The organism is Streptomyces deccanensis (assembly GCF_022385335.1).
GTDB classification, from domain to species: Bacteria; Actinomycetota; Actinomycetes; order Streptomycetales; family Streptomycetaceae; genus Streptomyces; species Streptomyces deccanensis.
Genome location: NZ_CP092431.1, coordinates 7,123,112 through 7,139,890, shown reverse-complemented (window position 1 = coordinate 7,139,890; position 16,779 = coordinate 7,123,112). Strand labels below are relative to the sequence as shown.

At 73.1% G+C, this 16,779-nt stretch carries 14 protein-coding genes; 13 read left to right on the top strand and 1 reads right to left on the bottom strand.

The genetic code is table 11. The features are described 5' to 3' along the window. Positions 1–73 precede the first annotated feature (73 nt). The 4 genes from L3078_RS31820 (at position 74) to L3078_RS31805 (ending at position 2,868) form a co-directional block, all read left to right on the top strand. A complete protein-coding gene (locus L3078_RS31820) occupies positions 74–1,651 on the top strand; it encodes a phage tail sheath subtilisin-like domain-containing protein (protein WP_239757387.1) in 1,578 nt (525 codons plus the stop codon). An 88-nt stretch (positions 1,652–1,739) separates the two neighbouring features. Then, positions 1,740–2,183 carry a phage tail protein gene (locus tag L3078_RS31815; RefSeq protein ID WP_033526822.1) on the top strand — a complete coding sequence of 148 codons (444 nt, stop codon included), beginning with the start codon at positions 1,740–1,742 and terminating at the stop codon, positions 2,181–2,183. Beyond that, positions 2,183–2,713 (top strand): hypothetical protein, encoded by a 531-nt coding sequence (locus L3078_RS31810; RefSeq protein WP_239757386.1) that lies wholly within the window; start codon positions 2,183–2,185, stop codon positions 2,711–2,713. The genes L3078_RS31815 and L3078_RS31810 overlap by 1 nt, the downstream gene beginning before the upstream one ends. Next, a complete protein-coding gene (locus tag L3078_RS31805; protein WP_086786782.1) occupies positions 2,710–2,868 on the top strand; it encodes a DUF6760 family protein in 159 nt (52 codons plus the stop codon). Before L3078_RS31810 ends, L3078_RS31805 begins: the two co-directional genes overlap by 4 nt. Positions 2,869–3,861: 993 nt before the next feature. On the opposite strand, the gene L3078_RS31800 is transcribed toward L3078_RS31805, so the two are convergent. Beyond that, entirely contained in the window at positions 3,862–4,311 is a 450-nt protein-coding gene (locus tag L3078_RS31800) for a hypothetical protein (RefSeq protein ID WP_239757385.1), read from the bottom strand. Positions 4,312–4,795: 484 nt separating this feature from the next. On the opposite strand from L3078_RS31800, the gene L3078_RS44665 reads away from it, so the two are divergent. The 9 genes from L3078_RS44665 (at position 4,796) to L3078_RS31750 (ending at position 16,779) form a co-directional block, all read left to right on the top strand. Further along, positions 4,796–6,571: a hypothetical protein gene (locus tag L3078_RS44665; protein WP_275593183.1), complete on the top strand. Its 1,776-nt coding sequence runs from the start codon at positions 4,796–4,798 to the stop codon at positions 6,569–6,571. Positions 6,572–6,634: 63 nt separating this feature from the next. Next, on the top strand, positions 6,635–7,060 hold the full coding sequence (locus tag L3078_RS31785; RefSeq protein WP_045563263.1) for a phage tail protein: 426 nt from the start codon (positions 6,635–6,637) through the stop codon (positions 7,058–7,060). A gap of 16 nt (positions 7,061–7,076) precedes the next feature. Then, positions 7,077–7,802: a CIS tube protein gene (locus L3078_RS31780; RefSeq protein ID WP_239757384.1), complete on the top strand. Its 726-nt coding sequence runs from the start codon at positions 7,077–7,079 to the stop codon at positions 7,800–7,802. Beyond that, a complete protein-coding gene (locus L3078_RS31775) occupies positions 7,802–9,703 on the top strand; it encodes a VgrG-related protein (protein WP_239757383.1) in 1,902 nt (633 codons plus the stop codon). Before L3078_RS31780 ends, L3078_RS31775 begins: the two co-directional genes overlap by 1 nt. An 85-nt stretch (positions 9,704–9,788) precedes the next feature. Next, on the top strand, positions 9,789–10,259 hold the full coding sequence (locus tag L3078_RS31770) for a GPW/gp25 family protein (RefSeq protein ID WP_060883216.1): 471 nt from the start codon (positions 9,789–9,791) through the stop codon (positions 10,257–10,259). Continuing rightward, positions 10,259–12,217 (top strand): putative baseplate assembly protein, encoded by a 1,959-nt coding sequence (locus L3078_RS31765; protein WP_239757382.1) that lies wholly within the window; start codon positions 10,259–10,261, stop codon positions 12,215–12,217. Before L3078_RS31770 ends, L3078_RS31765 begins: the two co-directional genes overlap by 1 nt. A gap of 142 nt (positions 12,218–12,359) precedes the next feature. Further along, positions 12,360–12,917 (top strand): phage tail protein, encoded by a 558-nt coding sequence (locus L3078_RS31760; protein WP_239757381.1) that lies wholly within the window; start codon positions 12,360–12,362, stop codon positions 12,915–12,917. Further along, positions 12,914–14,479: an NADase-type glycan-binding domain-containing protein gene (locus L3078_RS31755; RefSeq protein ID WP_239757380.1), complete on the top strand. Its 1,566-nt coding sequence runs from the start codon at positions 12,914–12,916 to the stop codon at positions 14,477–14,479. The genes L3078_RS31760 and L3078_RS31755 overlap by 4 nt, the downstream gene beginning before the upstream one ends. A 101-nt stretch (positions 14,480–14,580) precedes the next feature. Next, positions 14,581–16,779: an McrB family protein gene (locus L3078_RS31750; protein ID WP_239757379.1), complete on the top strand. Its 2,199-nt coding sequence runs from the start codon at positions 14,581–14,583 to the stop codon at positions 16,777–16,779.

Sequence of the window (16,779 nt, the reverse complement as noted above, 5' to 3'; positions counted from 1 at the left end):
GGACGTTTCGAGGGACGCGCTTCGCGCGTGAGGGTGAGAGGCGACCTGTCTCGTACCCCAAGGAGAGCAGAGCATGCCGTCCTACCTGTCGCCGGGCGTCTACGTCGAGGAGGTGGCCAGCGGCTCGCGTCCCATCGAGGGTGTGGGCACCTCGGTGGCCGCCTTCGTCGGCCTGGCCCCGACCGGTCCGCTGAACGAGCCGACCCTGGTGACCAACTGGTCCCAGTTCGTCGCGGCGTTCGGCGAGTTCACCGACGGCTACTACCTCGCGCACTCGGTGTACGGGTTCTTCAACAACGGCGGCAGCGCCGCGTACGTGGTCCGCGTCGGCGGCACGGCCCAGGACGGCGCGTCCGCCGGGGGCCCGGCCGCCGTGACGGGGTCCGCCGCGCCGGCCGCGCTCCCGCCGGGCGAGCCGAAGCAGCTGGGCACGTTCAGTGTGACCGCCATCGCGGGCGGTTCGCTGAGCGTCGAGGTCGCCGACCCGGAGGGCGAGGGTCCCGCCGAGCGCTTCAAGCTGATCGTCAAGGACGGCGACAAGCCGGTCGAGACCTTCGACGTGACCGCCAAGAAGGGCGGCCGCAACTACGTCGTCACCCAGGTCAAGGAGCGCTCCAAGCTCATCACGGTCACGGAGACGGTGCCGGCCGCGCAGCTCGTGCGCCCCGACAACCAGACCGTCGCGCTTGCGGCCCCCGCCGCCCCGGCCCCCGTCGCGCCCGCCGCGGCCGACGACGCCCACCCCGGTCCGGCCGAGTACCTCGGTGACTCCGCCGACCGCACCGGCTTCGGCGGCCTGGAGGCCGTGGACGAGATCTCCATGGTCGCGGTGCCCGACCTGATGGCCGCCTACCAGCGCGGCGCGATCGACCTGGAGGCCGTCAAGGCGGTCCAGCTCGGTCTGATCGCGCACTGCGAGCTGATGGGCGACCGGGTCGCCGTCATCGACCCGCCGCCCGGCCTCAACGCCCGGCAGATCCGCGTCTGGCGCCAGGAGACCGCCGGCTACGACTCCAAGTACGCGGCCCTCTACTACCCCTGGATCAAGGTCTTCGACCCGGCCAGCGGCCAGTCCCGCGTCATCCCGCCGAGCGGCCACGTCGCCGGTGTCTGGGCCCGCAACGACTTCGAGCGCGGTGTGCACAAGGCGCCCGCCAACGAGGTCGTACGCGGCGCGGTGGACCTGGAACTCCAGATCACCCGGGGCGAGCAGGACCTGCTCAACCCCATCGGCGTCAACTGCATCCGTGCCTTCCCGGGCCGCGGCATCCGCGTCTGGGGCGCCCGCACCATGTCGTCCGACCCGGCCTGGCGCTACCTGAACATCCGCCGGTACTTCAACTACCTGGAGGAGTCGATCCTGATCGGCACCCAGTGGGTGGTGTTCGAGCCGAACGACCACGCGCTGTGGGCCCGGATCCGGCGCAACGTCTCCGCGTTCCTCGTCAACGAGTGGCGCCAGGGCGCCCTGTTCGGCCAGCGGCCCGAGGACGCGTACTACGTCAAGTGCGACGAGGAGACCAACCCGCCGGAGTCGGTCGACCTCGGCCGGGTCATCTGCGAGATCGGCATCGCCCCGGTGAAGCCCGCCGAGTTCGTGATCTTCCGGCTGGCCCAGTTCTCCAGCGGCAGCGGGGAGCTGGAGGAGTAGGCCGCCACCGGCCCGCGCCCCCGTTCTTTCGCTGAAGCCCCTTGCCCCCCTGCCCCTTGCCACTTGCCCCTAGAAGGACACAGAACAGATGAGTCTCGCGCCGGGTGACGCCCTTACTTCACACAATTTCGGCCTGCAGATCGACGGGGTGATGGTCGAGTACCTCGCGGAGGTCAGCGGCCTCACCCTCGAACAGGACGTCATCACGTACCAGCAGAACTCCGCCCAGGGCCGTCCCGAGGTCAATCTTCTGCCCGGTGTGCAGAAGAACGGGCAGTGCACGGTGGTCCGCGGTATGACCCAGTCGGCCGCGTTCAACACGTGGATCAACGACTCGATCAACGGTCAGATGGGCTCGGCGCGGAAGAACGCGTCGATCATCATGATGGATTATCAGAACAATCCGGTGAAGCGGTACAACATGCGCAACGCCTGGTGCAGCAAGATCGACGCGAGCACCCTCAAGGCGGGTGAGGCGTCCGCGCTCACCGAGACCGTGACCATCGTCTTCGAAGAACTGGTCATCGAGTAATGCGGCGTACGGCTGGCAGGTCGGGCGCGATGACGGTGACGGGGCAGGAGGCGGCGCCTTCCGCCACGTCTCCCTTCCCCACCACCGCGGCTCCCGTCGCCGCGCCGGAGCCGACGCCTGCTCCGGCGCCGGCCCCGGCCGTCGCGCCGGTGGCGCAGCGGCTGCGGACGGAGTTCCCGTTCGAGCTGCCGCGCGGCTACGTCGACGAGGCGGGGAACGTCCACCGGGAGGGCGTGATGCGTCTCGCCACCGCCCGGGACGAGTTGATCCCGCTCCGCGACGTACGGGTCCAGGAGAACCCGGCGTACCTGTCGGTCGTGCTGCTCGGCCGGGTCATCACCCGGCTGGGCAATCTGCCGATGGTCCACGACGGGATCGTGGAGAACATGTTCGCGTCCGACCTCGCGTTCCTCCAGGACTTCTATCGGCAGGTCAACGCGGAGGGCCACACCCGCGCGGCCGTGGAGTGCCCCCACTGCTCCGAGCCCTTCGAGGTCGAACTCGGCGGGAGCCGCCTGGGGGAATCGTGACGTACGCGACCGACCGGCTGCACGAGGAGATCGCGTACGTCGCCTTCCACTTCCACTGGAGCTTCGAGGAGATCCTCGACCTCGAACACCACGACCGCCGCCGCTACACCGAACAGATCGCGTCCCTCGTGACACGGGGCGGGTCGGAGGGCTGAACACGTGGGCTTCATGGATCGCCTACGGGGCGCCGCCACGTCGGCGGCGCGCCGGGGCGGGGGTGCGTCTGGCGACGCGGGTGCCGCGGACGGTTCGGGCGTTGGGGGCGGCTCGGGTGTCGGGGGCGAGGCCGGCGCTGGGGCTGTCGCGGGGTCCGGCGGCGGCTCGGGTGTCGGTGCGGCTTCGGTCGACACGGCCTCGGTCGGCGGGGGTGTTTCCGTCGGTGGTTGGGAGGGGCTGGGTCCGATTCAGCGGGCCACCGGGGGGCGGGCCGCTGTCGCGGACGCCGGGTTCAGCGGTCGGTTGAGCACCTGGCAGAACCCGTCCTTCACCGGGACCCTGTCCCACGCCGTCCTGCCCGGCGCGCCGGGCGGCCTGGTCAGGAACGTCCTCACCACGTCGGCGGTACCCGTCGCCGGCCTCGAACTGCCCTCGCGCACCCTGCCGGTGGCGACCGACGAGCCAGAGGCCCCGGCCTCCGGCTCCGCTCCGGCGTCAACGTCCGCGTCCGCCGGCTCTCTACCTGTACGGCGAGCCCCGTACGAGGTCACACCGTCGCGCCCGACCGGGCCCCGGGTCACCCCCGCACCGCCCCACGCCACTCGTCGCACTCCGCTGACCAAGGCCCCCGCCGCACCGGCCGTCCAGCGCCGGACACTTCCGACGGCGCGACCACAGGTTTCCGGGCCCGCCGGGGCACCGGGGGGTACGGCTGCCGGGCCGACGGCTGCGAGCGGTGCCTCGTCCGGAGGTCCGGTGCCTGGGCCGACGGCCTCGGGGGGTGCGCCGCCTGTGCGTACGGCAGCGGACGGCTCCTCGTCCGGGCACACGGCTTCCGGTGGCTCCTCGTCTTCGGGTCCGGCACCGGTTGCGGCGTCGGGCGGCACGCCGCCTCGGGCAACGGCGCCTGCCGTAAAGGCTGTCGGCGGCGAGGGCCCTGCGGGCGGCTCAGCCGACACCACTTCCTCCAGCAACACCACCGTCGCCCCCGGTCACGCGTCGCCCGCCATCCAGCGAGCGACGCCCGACACCGCCGCCGGTACGACACCGAACGCGGGCCGAGTAGCGGCGAACTCCGGCCGTAGTACGCCGAGTTCTGGCAGTACGGCGCCGAACTCCGGCCCTACGGTGCCGAGCTCCGGCCGTACGACGTCGAGCTCCGACCGCACGGTGCCGAACTCGGTCCGTAAGACGCCGAGTTCCACCCGTACGACGTCGAGCTCCGCCGATACGACGCCGAACCCCGGACGTACGGCCTCGAACCCCGCCGATGCGACGACGCCCCCTGGACGTACGGCATCGCACCCCACCAGCGCGACCACGCACCCCGGCCCTACGACGGCCGCCCCCGCCGGTACGGTGCCCAACTCCGCCGGCGCGTCAGCGAACCCCCGTCGCACAGCAGGTGACGGGGCCGGGATCGCGCCCCCGTCCAGCGCCACGGGCAACCTCCCCGGGGGTGGCCCCGCAACCTCCGGACGCGGGGAGGTCAGCGTGCAGCGGGCAGCGACCGGTTCCAAGGCCACGCCAGTCAACCCCGCCGGCACGGGCACCGGAGCCGACGCGCCCGCACGCGGCAAGGACAGCGTCCAACGGACAGTCACCGGCCCCGACACCACACCAGCCAGCCCCACCAGCACCAGCACCGGGACCGGGACCGGGACCGGGACCGGGACCGGAACCAACGTCGCGGGGCGCGGCAAGGACCGCGTTCAACCGACAGCAACCAGCCCCAACGCCACGCCAGCCACCCCCGCCAGCACAGGGACCGGCCCCGGCGCACCCGCACGCGGCAAGGACCGCGTCCGACCGACAGGCACCGGCCCCAACACCACGCCAACCCACCCCGCCGGCACAGGCACCCGCCCCGCCGCCCCCGCACGGGGCGAAGTCACCGTCCAGCGGCCGGTGGCCGGGGACCGTGCCGTGTCTGGTGATTCCAGCGGTACGGGGGCCGCCCCCGACGTGCCCGGCCGCGTCGAGGGCACTGTCCAGCGTGCGGCGAGCGAGGCCGGCACCACGGCTGCCAATGTCGCCGGTGCGACCACCCGCACCGCCCCTGCCCAGGCCACCCCCGCCACCCCCGGGCATTCCGGGCTCAACGTCCAACGGGCAGTGACCGGAGCCTCGGACGGCGCTCGCGGAGCAACCGCCCGCCCCGGTGGCACGTCGGCCGACGGCCGACCGTCCAGTGCCGGTCTCGGCAACCCCGTGGGCACCGCGCCCCGGACGACGACCCACGGCATCACGCCCAGCGGCACGGGCACCCCGACGGCCGACGTCCAGCGCTCAGCGATCCGCCCCGACGCCACGCCTGCCACGCCCGGCCCCGACAGCCCCGTCAACCCCCGTACGTCCTCCGGCCCCTCCCCCGTGCAGCGAGCGACGGTCGCCCCCAGCCGTACCGCGGCCACTCCGACAGAAACCGGCAGCACGGCGGTCGGCCCCAGCGGCGCGCCCGCGAGGGCCGCAGCCGCCCCGCCCCCTCACAGCGCGGCCGACCCCATCCAGGAGACGACGACCGACCCCCGAGTCGCGGCCCCCGCCTCCGGTACGCCCTCTGGCCCCGCCCAGCGGAGCGCGCCCGCACGGCGCGCAGGCCTCGGCACCCCCACCTCGGGCCCCGTGCCGCCCACACCTCCGCCGCCGCCCGCGATCCAGCCCACCCCCGCTCCCCGCCAGCGGCCCCTGCTCGGCGCCCCCCTCACCACCCCTCCCGACGACGCGAAGCCCCTGGCCGGGCGCCCGACCTCCGGCACCCGCCCCTCGCCCGTACAGCGAGCGACGGCACCGCACGGGGCCACACCGGCGGCCCCGCCCGTCCCCCTGACCACCCCCGGCCCCGCCCAGGCCCGCCCTGAAGGGGCGCGGGGAACTGCGCGACCGGCCACGTACGCCCCGCAGCCGCCCCACACCCCGACCCGGCACACACCCGAACGAACCAGCGCACCGACGGCCCCCACAGAGTCGAAGGCCCCGTCCGCCCCAGCCACGCCCTCGGCCCTGTCCACGCCCTCCGCCCTGTCCGCACCCTCCGCCCCTCCCGCACCCCTCACCACCGTGCGCCCCCTCACCCCCACCCGCGCTCTCACCTCGGCCCTGCCCACGCCCACCGCACCCCCCGCAGCCCAGCGTCAGGCCCCCCGGCCCGCCGTACCCCTGCGCCGCCCGGCGACCCCCGGTGCCGGCCCCGCCGTACAACGCCTCGCCACGGGCAAGCCCGCCTCCCCCACCACACCCCCGCAGGCACAGCGAGCACCGCAGAAGCCGACCCCCCTCCCCGCCCGCCCGGTGGTACAACGCCAAGCCCCCACGCCTCCCCCACCGGCACCCCCCATCACCCCCCAGGCACCCACCCCGCCCCTCACCGCGCCAACACCGGCACACACACCCGCACCCACACCCGCACCGATCCAGCGAGCCCCGAAGAGCCCCCTCCGCCCCAGCCCCGCCACCACAACCACCGCCACGAGCACGACGACAGCCACAGCCACCGCCACCGCTCACCGCACCGCGTCGGCCGATCCCCCGCCCCCCTACTCGGCGGTGGACGGCCCGGCCCCGTTCGACCCCCGGTCCCTCACCGACTTCCAGCTGGACGAGCTGACCCACAAGCTCATCGGCCGCATCACCCGCCTCGTCCGCACGGAACTCCGCCTCGACCGCGAACGCATCGGCAAACTCCGCGACCCCCGCCACTGACCCAGCCACTGACCCCGTCCCTGCCACCACCGCAACAGACCCCCGTCCGCAGAAAGGCCCCCGATGCCCCGCGATCTCGACCCGGGCTCCACCATCTACTTCACCCTGACGATCGACGGCGAGAGCCTCGGTTACTTCAACGGGTGCGAGGGGCTGTCCTCGACGGTGGAGATCGAGCACCGCCAGGAGGGCGGGAACAACGGGTTCGTCTGGCAGTTCCCGTCGCGCGTGACGTTCTCGAACATCCGGCTGACGAGGCCGCTCACCCCGGACACGGCGAAGGTCGCGGCGTGGATCTCGTCCGTGGCGACGGGCGTGAAACGGCCGACCGCCCAGATCGCGGCGCTGCGCGCGGACGGCTCGGAGGTGGCGCACTGGGGGCTGATCGACGTCCTGCCGGTGAGCTGGCAGGGGCCCTCCCTGGACCCGTCGAACCCGAGCGTGGCGACCGAGGTCCTGGAGATCACGCACCACGGATTCACGGACTGAGGGCGGGGGACGGATCATGGCGAAAGGCAGCAAGGGCGGCGCGGGCAAGAGCCTCGTGCGGGCCACCCTGGCCATCCACGAGCCGCCGGTCGGGACGAGCACGACCCCCGGCGGTCTGATCAGGACGTTCAGCTTCGAGTTCAACCCGGCGGAGCTGACGCTGCGGCAGGGCGCCCAGTGGAAGACCACCATCAGCGCGGCCGTGCGCGACGGCGCCCTGCCGGAGTTCATGGGGCCCGAGGCCCGGCAGATGAACGTCGAGATCTTCCTCGACTCGTCCGCCAAGCCGAGCGGCACCACGGTCCTGAAGAAGGTCGAGTCGCTGCTGTCGTGCTGCGAGGTCACCTCCAAGAGCCTCGCCGCGAAGCAGCCGTCGCCGCCCTGGGTGGTGTTCCAGTGGGGGTCGTTCTCGACGGCCCGCTTCACGGCGTACGTCAGCTCCGTGGACGTCACGTACTCCCTGTTCGGGACGACCGGTGTGCCGATCCGGGCGACGTGCCGGCTGTCGCTGCACGAGATCCCCAGCAACACCAAGGGGCAGAACCCGACGTCGGGCGCGCTGACCGCGCGGAGTGTGCACCGGGTCGTCGCGGGCGACTCGCTCCAGTCGCTGGCGTGGCGGGAGTACGGCAACGCGTCCGCGTGGCGGGCGATCGCGGAGGCCAACGACATCGACGATCCCACCCGGCTGCCCACCGGCATCGAACTCGTCCTGCCGGCCGCCGAGGAGGTCGGATTCTGATGGTGAAACCGTCCTTCTCCAACGTCATCCACGTCACCCTCGACGGCGCGAAACTGCCGACGGAGTACGCCGATCTGCTGGTCGGCGGCTGGGTCGATCTCGGGGCCGGGGTGCCGGGCGCGTTCCGGCTCACCTTCCGGGACCCGCACGGGCTGCTGCTCGGCAAACTGAACGTCAGGTTCGGCACCAAGGTCGTCATCGCGCCCGTCGCCGACGGACAGGGCGCGGGCACCCCGCTGCTCACCGGCGAGGTCACCGGCATGGAGACCGACTACGACGGCACCGGCACCTTCACCGTCGTGCGCGGCTACGACCCGGGGCACCGGCTGATGCGGGTGCGCAGGGTGGCGGCGTACCGCAACCAGACGGCCTCCGACATCGCGCGCAAGCTGGCCGGGATGAACGGCATCCCCGTCGGGCAGGTGCAGGGCACCAAGACGGTCTACGACTTCATCTCGCAGTCCAACGTGACGGACTGGGACTTCCTCGCGCGGCTCGCCGACGAGAACGAGATGGTGATGTCGCTGGACTCGAAGGGGAAGTTCCAGTTCGTCAAGCCGAAGCCGGCGTCCGGCGCGCCCCCGACGAGCACCCCCGGTGAGAAGAGCCCGTTCGTGCTCCAGGCCGGGGTGGACATCCTGCGCTGCCGGGCCGCCGTCACCGCCGCCGACCAGGTCGGCCGGGTCGAGGCACGCGGCTGGAACGTCACGACGAAGAAGAAGCTCACGGCGACCACCCCGGCGAACGACAACCCCGGTATCGCCATCGGCACCACGCCGCAGAAGGCGGCCGGCGCCTTCAAGACGGCGAAGCTGGTGGAGACCGACACGCCGTACGACCTGCAGACCGAGGTCACGCACGCGGCCGCCTCCCTCGCGGACGACATCACCTCGTCCTTCGCCGAGCTGGAGGTCACCGTGCGCGGCAACCCGCAGCTGCGGCCCGGCGTGCCGGTCACGCTCACCGAGGTGGGCACCCCGTTCGAGGGCAAGTACACCTGCACCTCCGTACGGCACTCCTTCGGCGACGGCAGCCACTACGAGACCTGGGTGACCGTCAGCGGACGGCAGTGGCGCTCCCTGTTCGGCCTGACGTCGGGCGGCACCTCCGCCGCGCCCCGGCTGCCCAGTGTGGCCAACGCCCTGGTCACCGACGTCCAGGATCCGCTGAAGCAGGGCCGGGTGAAGCTCCAGTTCCCGTGGCTGGACGACACCTACGTCAGCGACTGGACCCGGACCGTCCAGATGGGCGGCAAGGGCGGCGGCGGGATCTTCCCGCTGGACGTCGGCGACGAGGTGCTGGTCGCCTTCGACCGGGGTGCGCTCGACCACCCGTTCGTGATCGGCGGCCTCTACAACGGCGTCGACAAGCCGACGCCCGTGAAGGACGTGTGGCTGCACGACCCGGTGAAGAAGAAGGCGATCCGGCACACCCTGTCGGACCGCGAGGGCAACCGCGTCGACCTGCTCAGCCAGCAGACCGGTCTGCGCAAGCAGGGCGTACGGATCGCCAGCGGCAACGACCGGCTGATCATCAACCTGGACCGGACGAAGACCGAGATCACCGTGGACAGCAAGGGCGCCGTCAGCATCACGGGCGGCACCTCGGTGTCCGTGAAGGCGGGCACCGATCTGACACTGAGCGCGCTGCGGTCGGTGACCATCCGCAGCGGCGGCCCCCTCAACCTCCAGGGCCAGGGCATGGTCGGTCTGCGGTCGCTGGGCGGCGCGGTCAACATCAACGCGGTCGGCGCGCTCGCCATGAACGCGGCGGGCGCGGCGACGATCAGCGCGGCCGGGACCGTGCAGATCAACGCGGTCGGGCAGGCGGCGCTGCGCGCGGCCAACGTCGACATCACGGGCATCGTGCTGGTCAACAAGAAGCCGTACCCGATCCCGTGACGGCCGTCGTCCGCACCTCCCCACGTCCACACATCCACACGTCCGCCGAGCAGTCGTGCGTTCCGATAAGAGGGGTGGCCCGCTGATGGCCGAGCAGTTCGTCGGATCCGGCTGGGCGTTCCCGCTGCGCATCGGGCCCACCGGGGGCATCGCCCTGGTCAGCGGGGAGCGCGAGGTCGAGGAGGCCATCCGGCTCGTCCTGGCCACCGCGCCGGGCGAGCGGCCGATGCGCCCGGAGTTCGGCTGCGCCATCCACGACCTGGTGTTCGCGCCGGTCAACGAGGCCACCGCCGGCCGGATCCAGCACGAGGTGTACGCGAGCCTCGACCGCTGGGAGCCCCGGATCGAGGTGACCGACGTCGAGGTGACGGCGGGCGCCGACCAGGGCGTCCTCTTCATCGACGTCCGCTACGCGATCCGCGGCACCAACAACCCGCGCAGCCTGGTCTTCCCGTTCTACGTCATCCCCTCCCACGACGAGCCGGATCTGGCCCCCGGGGGTTCCGAGGGCTCCGACCGTCCCGACTTTCCCGACCGTCCCGAAAGCGACCGCTGATGGCCCTGCCCTCCCCGAATCTCGACGACCGCCGCTTCCAGCAGTTCGTCGACGACGCCAAGCGCTACATCCAGCAGCGGGCCCCGGAGTGGACCGACCACAACGTCTCCGACCCCGGCGTCACCCTGGTGGAGACGGTCGCGCACATGGCGGACCAGATCGTCTACCGGCTCAACCGGGTGCCGGAGAAGAACCATCTGGCGTTCCTGGACCTGGTGGGCATCACCCTGTTCCCGCCCTCGGCCGCCCGCACGGACGTGACGTTCTGGCTGTCGGCGCCGCAGGAGGAGCCGGTGCCGCTGCCGGTGGGCACCGAGGTCGCGACCGTGCGCACCGAGAGCGAGGAGGCGGTGGTCTTCACCACCGAACGCGAACTGGACGTCGTGCCCTGCGCGTTGCGGCATCTGGTGACCCAGCGCCCGGGTGAGCCGGTGGCCGACCGGACCTCCGACCTCGCCGAGGGCAAGGACCTGATGTGCTTCGCCGAGTCCCCGAGGCCCGGCGACTGCATGCTGTTCGGGCTGACGGCCGCGGTGCCGCACTGCGCGGTCGTGCTGGAGCTGGACAGCGTGGTCGACGGTGTCGGCGTGGACCCCCGGCAGCCGCCGCTGGTCTGGGAGGCGTGGACCGAGGACGGCTGGACCGCCTGCGAGGTCGACCGCGACGGCACAGGCGGCCTGAACCGTCCGGGCGAGGTCGTCCTGCACATGCCCGGCGGGCACACCCTGTCCCGCACCGGCGGCCAGGAGGCCGGCTGGCTGCGCTGCCGGGTCACCGAACCCCTGCCCGGCCAGCCCTTCTACACCACCTCGCCGACCGTCCGCGCCGCCGAGGCCTTCACCATCGGCGGCACCACCACCGTCGTCCACGCCGAGACCGTGTACGACGAGGCGCTCGGCGAGTCCACCGGCCTGCCCGGACAGCGGCTGCGCCTCGCGCACTTCCCCGTGGTCGGCGACACCCCGCCCGTGCTGCTGCAGACCGCCGAGCACGACGGCTGGACCGACTGGGACGTCGTCCCGTCGTTCGCCGCGTCCACCTCCTACGACCGCCACATCACCCTGGACTCCGCCACCGGCGAGATCGCCTTCGGCCCGGCGGTACGGGAGCCCGACGGCAGCCTGCGCCAATACGGGGCCGTCGCGCCCAAGGGGTCCGTCATCCGCGCCGTGCGCTACCGCACCGGTGGGGGCCGGGCCGGCAACGTGGCCCGGGGCGCCATCCGGGTGCTGCGCACCTCCGTGCCGTACGTCTCCGAGGTCGTCAACCGGGAGGCCGCGCGCGGCGGTGTCGACGCGGAGACCGTGGAGGAGGCGAAGGTCCGGGCGCCGATCACGCTGCGCGCCCAGGAACGCGCGGTGACCCTGCGCGACTACGAGGAACTCGCCCGCCGCGCGGCCCCCGAGACCGCCCGCATCACCTGCCTGGAGGGCGAGGAGGGCGAACACGGGGCGTACGCGGTACGGGTGTTGGTCGTTCCCCAGGCGGTCCCGGACCCGGGCGGCCGCCTCCGCTTCGAGCAACTCGTCCCCGGGGACGCCCTGTTGCGCCGTATCACCCGCCACCTGGACGAACGCCGCCTGATCGGCACGCGGTTGGCCGTCGGCCCGCCCTTCTACCAGGGCGTCACGGTCGTCGCCACGCTGCACGCCTTCCGGGGCGTGGACACCGACCGGGTCCGCCGCCAGGCCCACGACGCGCTCTACCGCCACCTCGACCCGCTGACCGGCGGCGCCGACGGCCGGGGCTGGCCCTTCGGCCGCCCCGTCCAGTCCGGCGAGGTCTTCGCCGTCCTCCAGCGCGTCCCCGGGGTCGAACTCGTCGACGACGTCCAGCTCCACCCCGCCGACCCCCTCACCGGCAAACGCGGCGACCCCACCAACCGCATCGACCTCTCACCCCCGTCCCTGGTGTTCTCGTTCGACCACCGGGTCCGCGTGATCGGGGACAAGCAGTGAGGGCCCTTGATCGCGCCGCGCACCCCCGCATCGGGGCGCAGCCCCGAAAGGGGCGCGGGGAACTGCGCGACCAGCCACGACACACCCGCAGCCGCCGACGCACCGCACCCCCCGAGCTCCTAGGCGCACTCGGAGGCCACATATGAGGGGCTCCATAGACGGCCTCGGCTCCTCCCACCCCATCGGCACCATGCTCCCCGCCGTGTTCGCCGACGACGACCTCGCCCAACGCTTCGTCGGCGGCCTCGACGACGTCCTCGCCCCGATCCTCTCCGTCCTCGACTGCCTGGACTCCTACTTCACGCCGTCCCTGGCCCCCGTGGACTTCACCCGCTGGCTCGCCGGCTGGGTCGGCGCCGAGACGGACGGCACGGAACCGGAGGACCGCCTGCGCGCCGCGGTCGCCGCCGCCGCGTACCTGCACCGGGTACGCGGCACCCGGCGCGGCCTGTCCGAGGCCGTACGCCTGGTCTTCGGTGTGACCCCGGAGATCACCGAGAGCGGCGCCGCCACCTGGGACGCCCGCCCCCTCGGCCCGGTCCCGGGCGAGCCCCGCCCGCGCCTGCACGTGGCCCTGCGCCTGCCCGACCCCACCCCGGCGGACGAACACCGGCTGGACAGCCTCGTCGCCGCCGCCCGCCCCGCCCACATGCCGTACACGGTCCAGGTGACCGCCGCCGAAAGGATCCCCGAGAGATGACCAGCCCGACCCCCGGCACCGGCCGGGCCCAGAGCTGCGCCGAATGCGGAACCCGCGGGGAGCCCGGCCAGTCCTTCTGCGACGCGTGCGGCGCGGTACTCGGCTGGTCCGGCACCGGCGCCGCCAGGAGCGAGGCCGCACCCGCGACGAGCGAGGCCCCGGCCGACGGCGCACGCACACCGGACGCGCCCGCGAACCGCCCCGCCCCAGCCCCCGCGTCCACCGCCACGACCCCGGCACCCGCGTCGGCCACCACGCCGACCCCGGCGGGCGCCGACCGCCCCGCCACCGGCGGCGAACCCGGCTGGGACGCCTTCGCCCACCCGGGCGCCGGAACCGGTACGGCCCGCACCGCGCACGACACGGCCCAGGCGGGAACGACCCCGGCGGTGACGGCCCCGGCCGCCGCCACCGGCGTACGCGACCCGGCCCCCGGCACGCCGGCCGGCACGGACGCACCCGCCGCCGCCCACCCGACGACCGCCCCGGCGGCCCCCGCCGCCCACGAGGCCCGCACCCAGCCCCAACCCCAGGTCCAACCCCAGGTCCAGGCCCAGCCCCAGACCCCGACGGCCCCTCACCCCCACCCCGGCGACGAGGACCCCACCACCCCCCTTCCGACGCACAACACCTCCCAAGCCCCGGCGGCGCCCTCCCCTTCCCCCTCCGCCGCCGACCGCGCCCGGTCCCTCCTGGTCCCGGTGGCCGACCCCGAGCCCCGCGCGCCCGCGGAGCCGGCCGTCGCCCCCGTGCTGCCGGGCCGCCCCGATGTGCAGCGCCCCCAAGTGCGCGCCCCGCAGCCGGAGTTCGGCACCGAGGGCGGGGTGCCCTGCCCGTGGTGCGGGACCCCCACCCGGCCGGACCGGCACTTCTGCGCCCGCTGCGCGATGCCGATGGCCGGCCGTACGGAGGCACCGGCCCGGCTGCCGTGGTGGCGCCGGGTGCTGACCGGCCGCGACACCGAGACCCCGTGGGCCGGCGACCGCCCCCGGCTTCGGCGCGGCTTCGGCCAGATCCTCAGCTGGCTGGTCGGCGCCCTGGTCCTCACCCTGATCGTCACCCTCGCCTTCCAGGCCGACGACGCCTACCAGGCGACCCGTGACCACTTCGCCAAGCGCGCGTCGGTCGTCCCGGACAGCTTCAAGGCGTCCCGCTCGTTCCCCGGCCACAAGCCGCAGCTGGCCTTCGACACGTACAGCAACACGTGGTGGGGCCCGGGTGTCACCCAGTCCGGCGAGGGCGAGTGGATCGAGGCCCGCTTCGAGGAGCCGACGCGGCTGCTCGACGTGGTCATCACCCCGGGCGTCTCCAAGAACGCGGACCAGCGCTCGGAGTCGGCCCGCCCGCACCGTATCGAGGCGAAGATCACCGCCGCCGACGGCTCCGTCTCCACCAAGATCCTCACCCTCGACCAGAGCGCCGGCGGCCAGCGCCGCAAGTTCCGCGTCGGCGACGCGGAGACCGTCCGCTTCACCCTCCGCTCCGCCTACGGCGCCGACGCCAAGAAGCAGGTCGCGATAGCCGAGATCGAGTTCTTCGGCCGCTCCAGCGGCACCAGCTGAAACCGGCCCGGCGACCGCGCCGACCCGCCCCCGTCACGTGACGTGTGCCAAGGCCCCTCCTAGGGTGGGCACTTCGAACGTGAGAGGGGCGGGCGGTGGGCATGGGAGCGGACCAGCCGGTGGGTGCCGAGGTCGCGGCGGAGGTACGGCGCGTCTTCCATGACGGGCTACTGGGCGGGAAGTCGGCGTTCGCACCGGAGACGGACGCCTGGACCGAGGCGACGGCGTCCGATCTGCGCGCTCGTTTCGTGGACCGGCCGGACGAGTCGTCGGACACGTTCCTGGTCAAGCTGAGCCGCCAGCTCGACGGCGCTCCGGCCGCCACCGTCGTCCTGGCGGCCGAACTGCTCTTCGTGAACATGGCCCCGCTCAAGCCCGAGCAGATCGGCCTCAGGAAGAAGCTCCAGATCCTCGGCGAGGTCCTCTCCTGGGCCGGCCTCGCCCACCTGGCGACCCCGGAGCACATGGAGCGGGGCCTGACGGGGTTCCTGAACGGCGGCCAGGGCTTCCTCAACTACCGCTGGGCCCAGTTCCAGATCCTGGTCCTGCTGGTGGAACGGCTCGCGGGCCTGCCCCTCGCCGAGCGGGACGCCGTACTGCGCGACCCGTGGCGGTTCCGCGAGGAGTGCTTGGACGTCCAGCGCTCCGTCGGCCACAAGAAGGGCCGCGCGCAGATCCATGTCCTGCTCTACTGCCTCTTCCCCGACGTCTTCCAGCCGATCGCCAGCGCCCACCACAAGCAGGAGATCGTCAAGGCGTTCGCCGACGAACTGCCGGAGGTCACCGGCGACGACGACCGCGACCTGCTGGAGCTGCGGAAGATCCTGGACGCGCGCAGCGGGGAGCGGGTGTGGTTCTACGCCGACCCCTGGGTGAGCCGGTGGCGGCACACCGCCGTCGAGCACGAGCAGCGGGGCTGGCTGGTGCGCGGCTTCAACGTCGACGGACGCAACGTCGTGCCGGACTGGCTGGAGCGGGGCTACTGCTCGGTGTCCTGGAAGGAACTGCCGGACATCCCTGCGGGCACGGCCAAGCAGGAGATCCAGCGGACCGTGCTGGAAGGACTCCCCGACGACAGCACCCAGTCGCGCGGACAGTCCGTGTACCAACTGCACGCCTTCCTCACGCTGATACAGCCCGGCGACCTGGTGGCCACCGTGACCGCGGACGAGGTCCACGTCGGTACGGTCGAGGGCCCGGCGGTGTACGACACCTCGGACGGCCTCGACAACGCGCGGCGGCTGCCGGTGCGCTGGGCCACCGCCGAGCGGCCGCTGAGGCGCGCGGAGCTGCCCCACGCCGTACAGAGCCGTCTGACCCGGCCCCCCACGGTGTACGACATCAGCAGCGTGGCGGCCGAACTCGCGGAACGCGCCGGCCTGGAGGACAGGGTGGCCGAGCCGCTGATCACGGCCGACGTCACCAAGCCCCTCGAACTGCCGCCCGTGACGGAGGAGTTGGCCGAGCAGTTGCTCATGCCCCTGCCCTGGCTGGCGGAGACCGCCCAGCAGCTCCAGGAGCAGCGCCAGCTCGTGTTCCACGGGCCGCCCGGAACCGGGAAGACCTATCTGGCCCGGGCCCTGGCCCGGCACCTGGCGGGACCGGACCGGGTGGAGCTCGTCCAGTTCCACCCGTCCTACACCTACGAGGACTTCTTCGAGGGCTTCCGCCCGGTACCCGGCGAGAGCGCGGCGGGCGGCTCCGGCTCGGTGGTGTTCGACGTCGTCCCGGGCCCGTTGAAACTGCTGGCCGAGCGGGCGCGGAAGGACCCGGCCAACCCGTACGTCCTGATCGTCGACGAGATCAACCGGGCCAACCTGGCGAAGGTCTTCGGTGAGCTGTACTTCCTGCTGGAGTACCGCGACGAGCCGGTCACCACCCAGTACAGCCCGCACGACCCGTTCCACCTGCCGGGCAATCTGTTCCTCGTCGGCACGATGAACACGGCGGACCGCTCGATCGCCCTCGTCGACGCGGCGATGCGCCGCCGCTTCGCCTTCCGCCGTCTCTCCCCGGAGCGGCCGCCGGTGCACGGTCTCCTCGACCGCTGGCTGCGCCGCCACCGTCTGCCGGAACTGCCCGCGCGCCTCCTGGACGAACTCAACCGCCGCCTCGGCGACGCGGACCGTGCCATCGGCCCGTCGTACCTGATGAAGCCCGGCGCGGCCCGCCCCGAGGGTCTCGACCTCATCTGGCGCACGCAGATCCTGCCCCTGCTGGAGGACCAGGAGTACGGCACGGGGGTGGATGTCGAGGAGGAGTACGGTCTGGCCTCCCTGCGCGCGGCACTGGGCTCATGA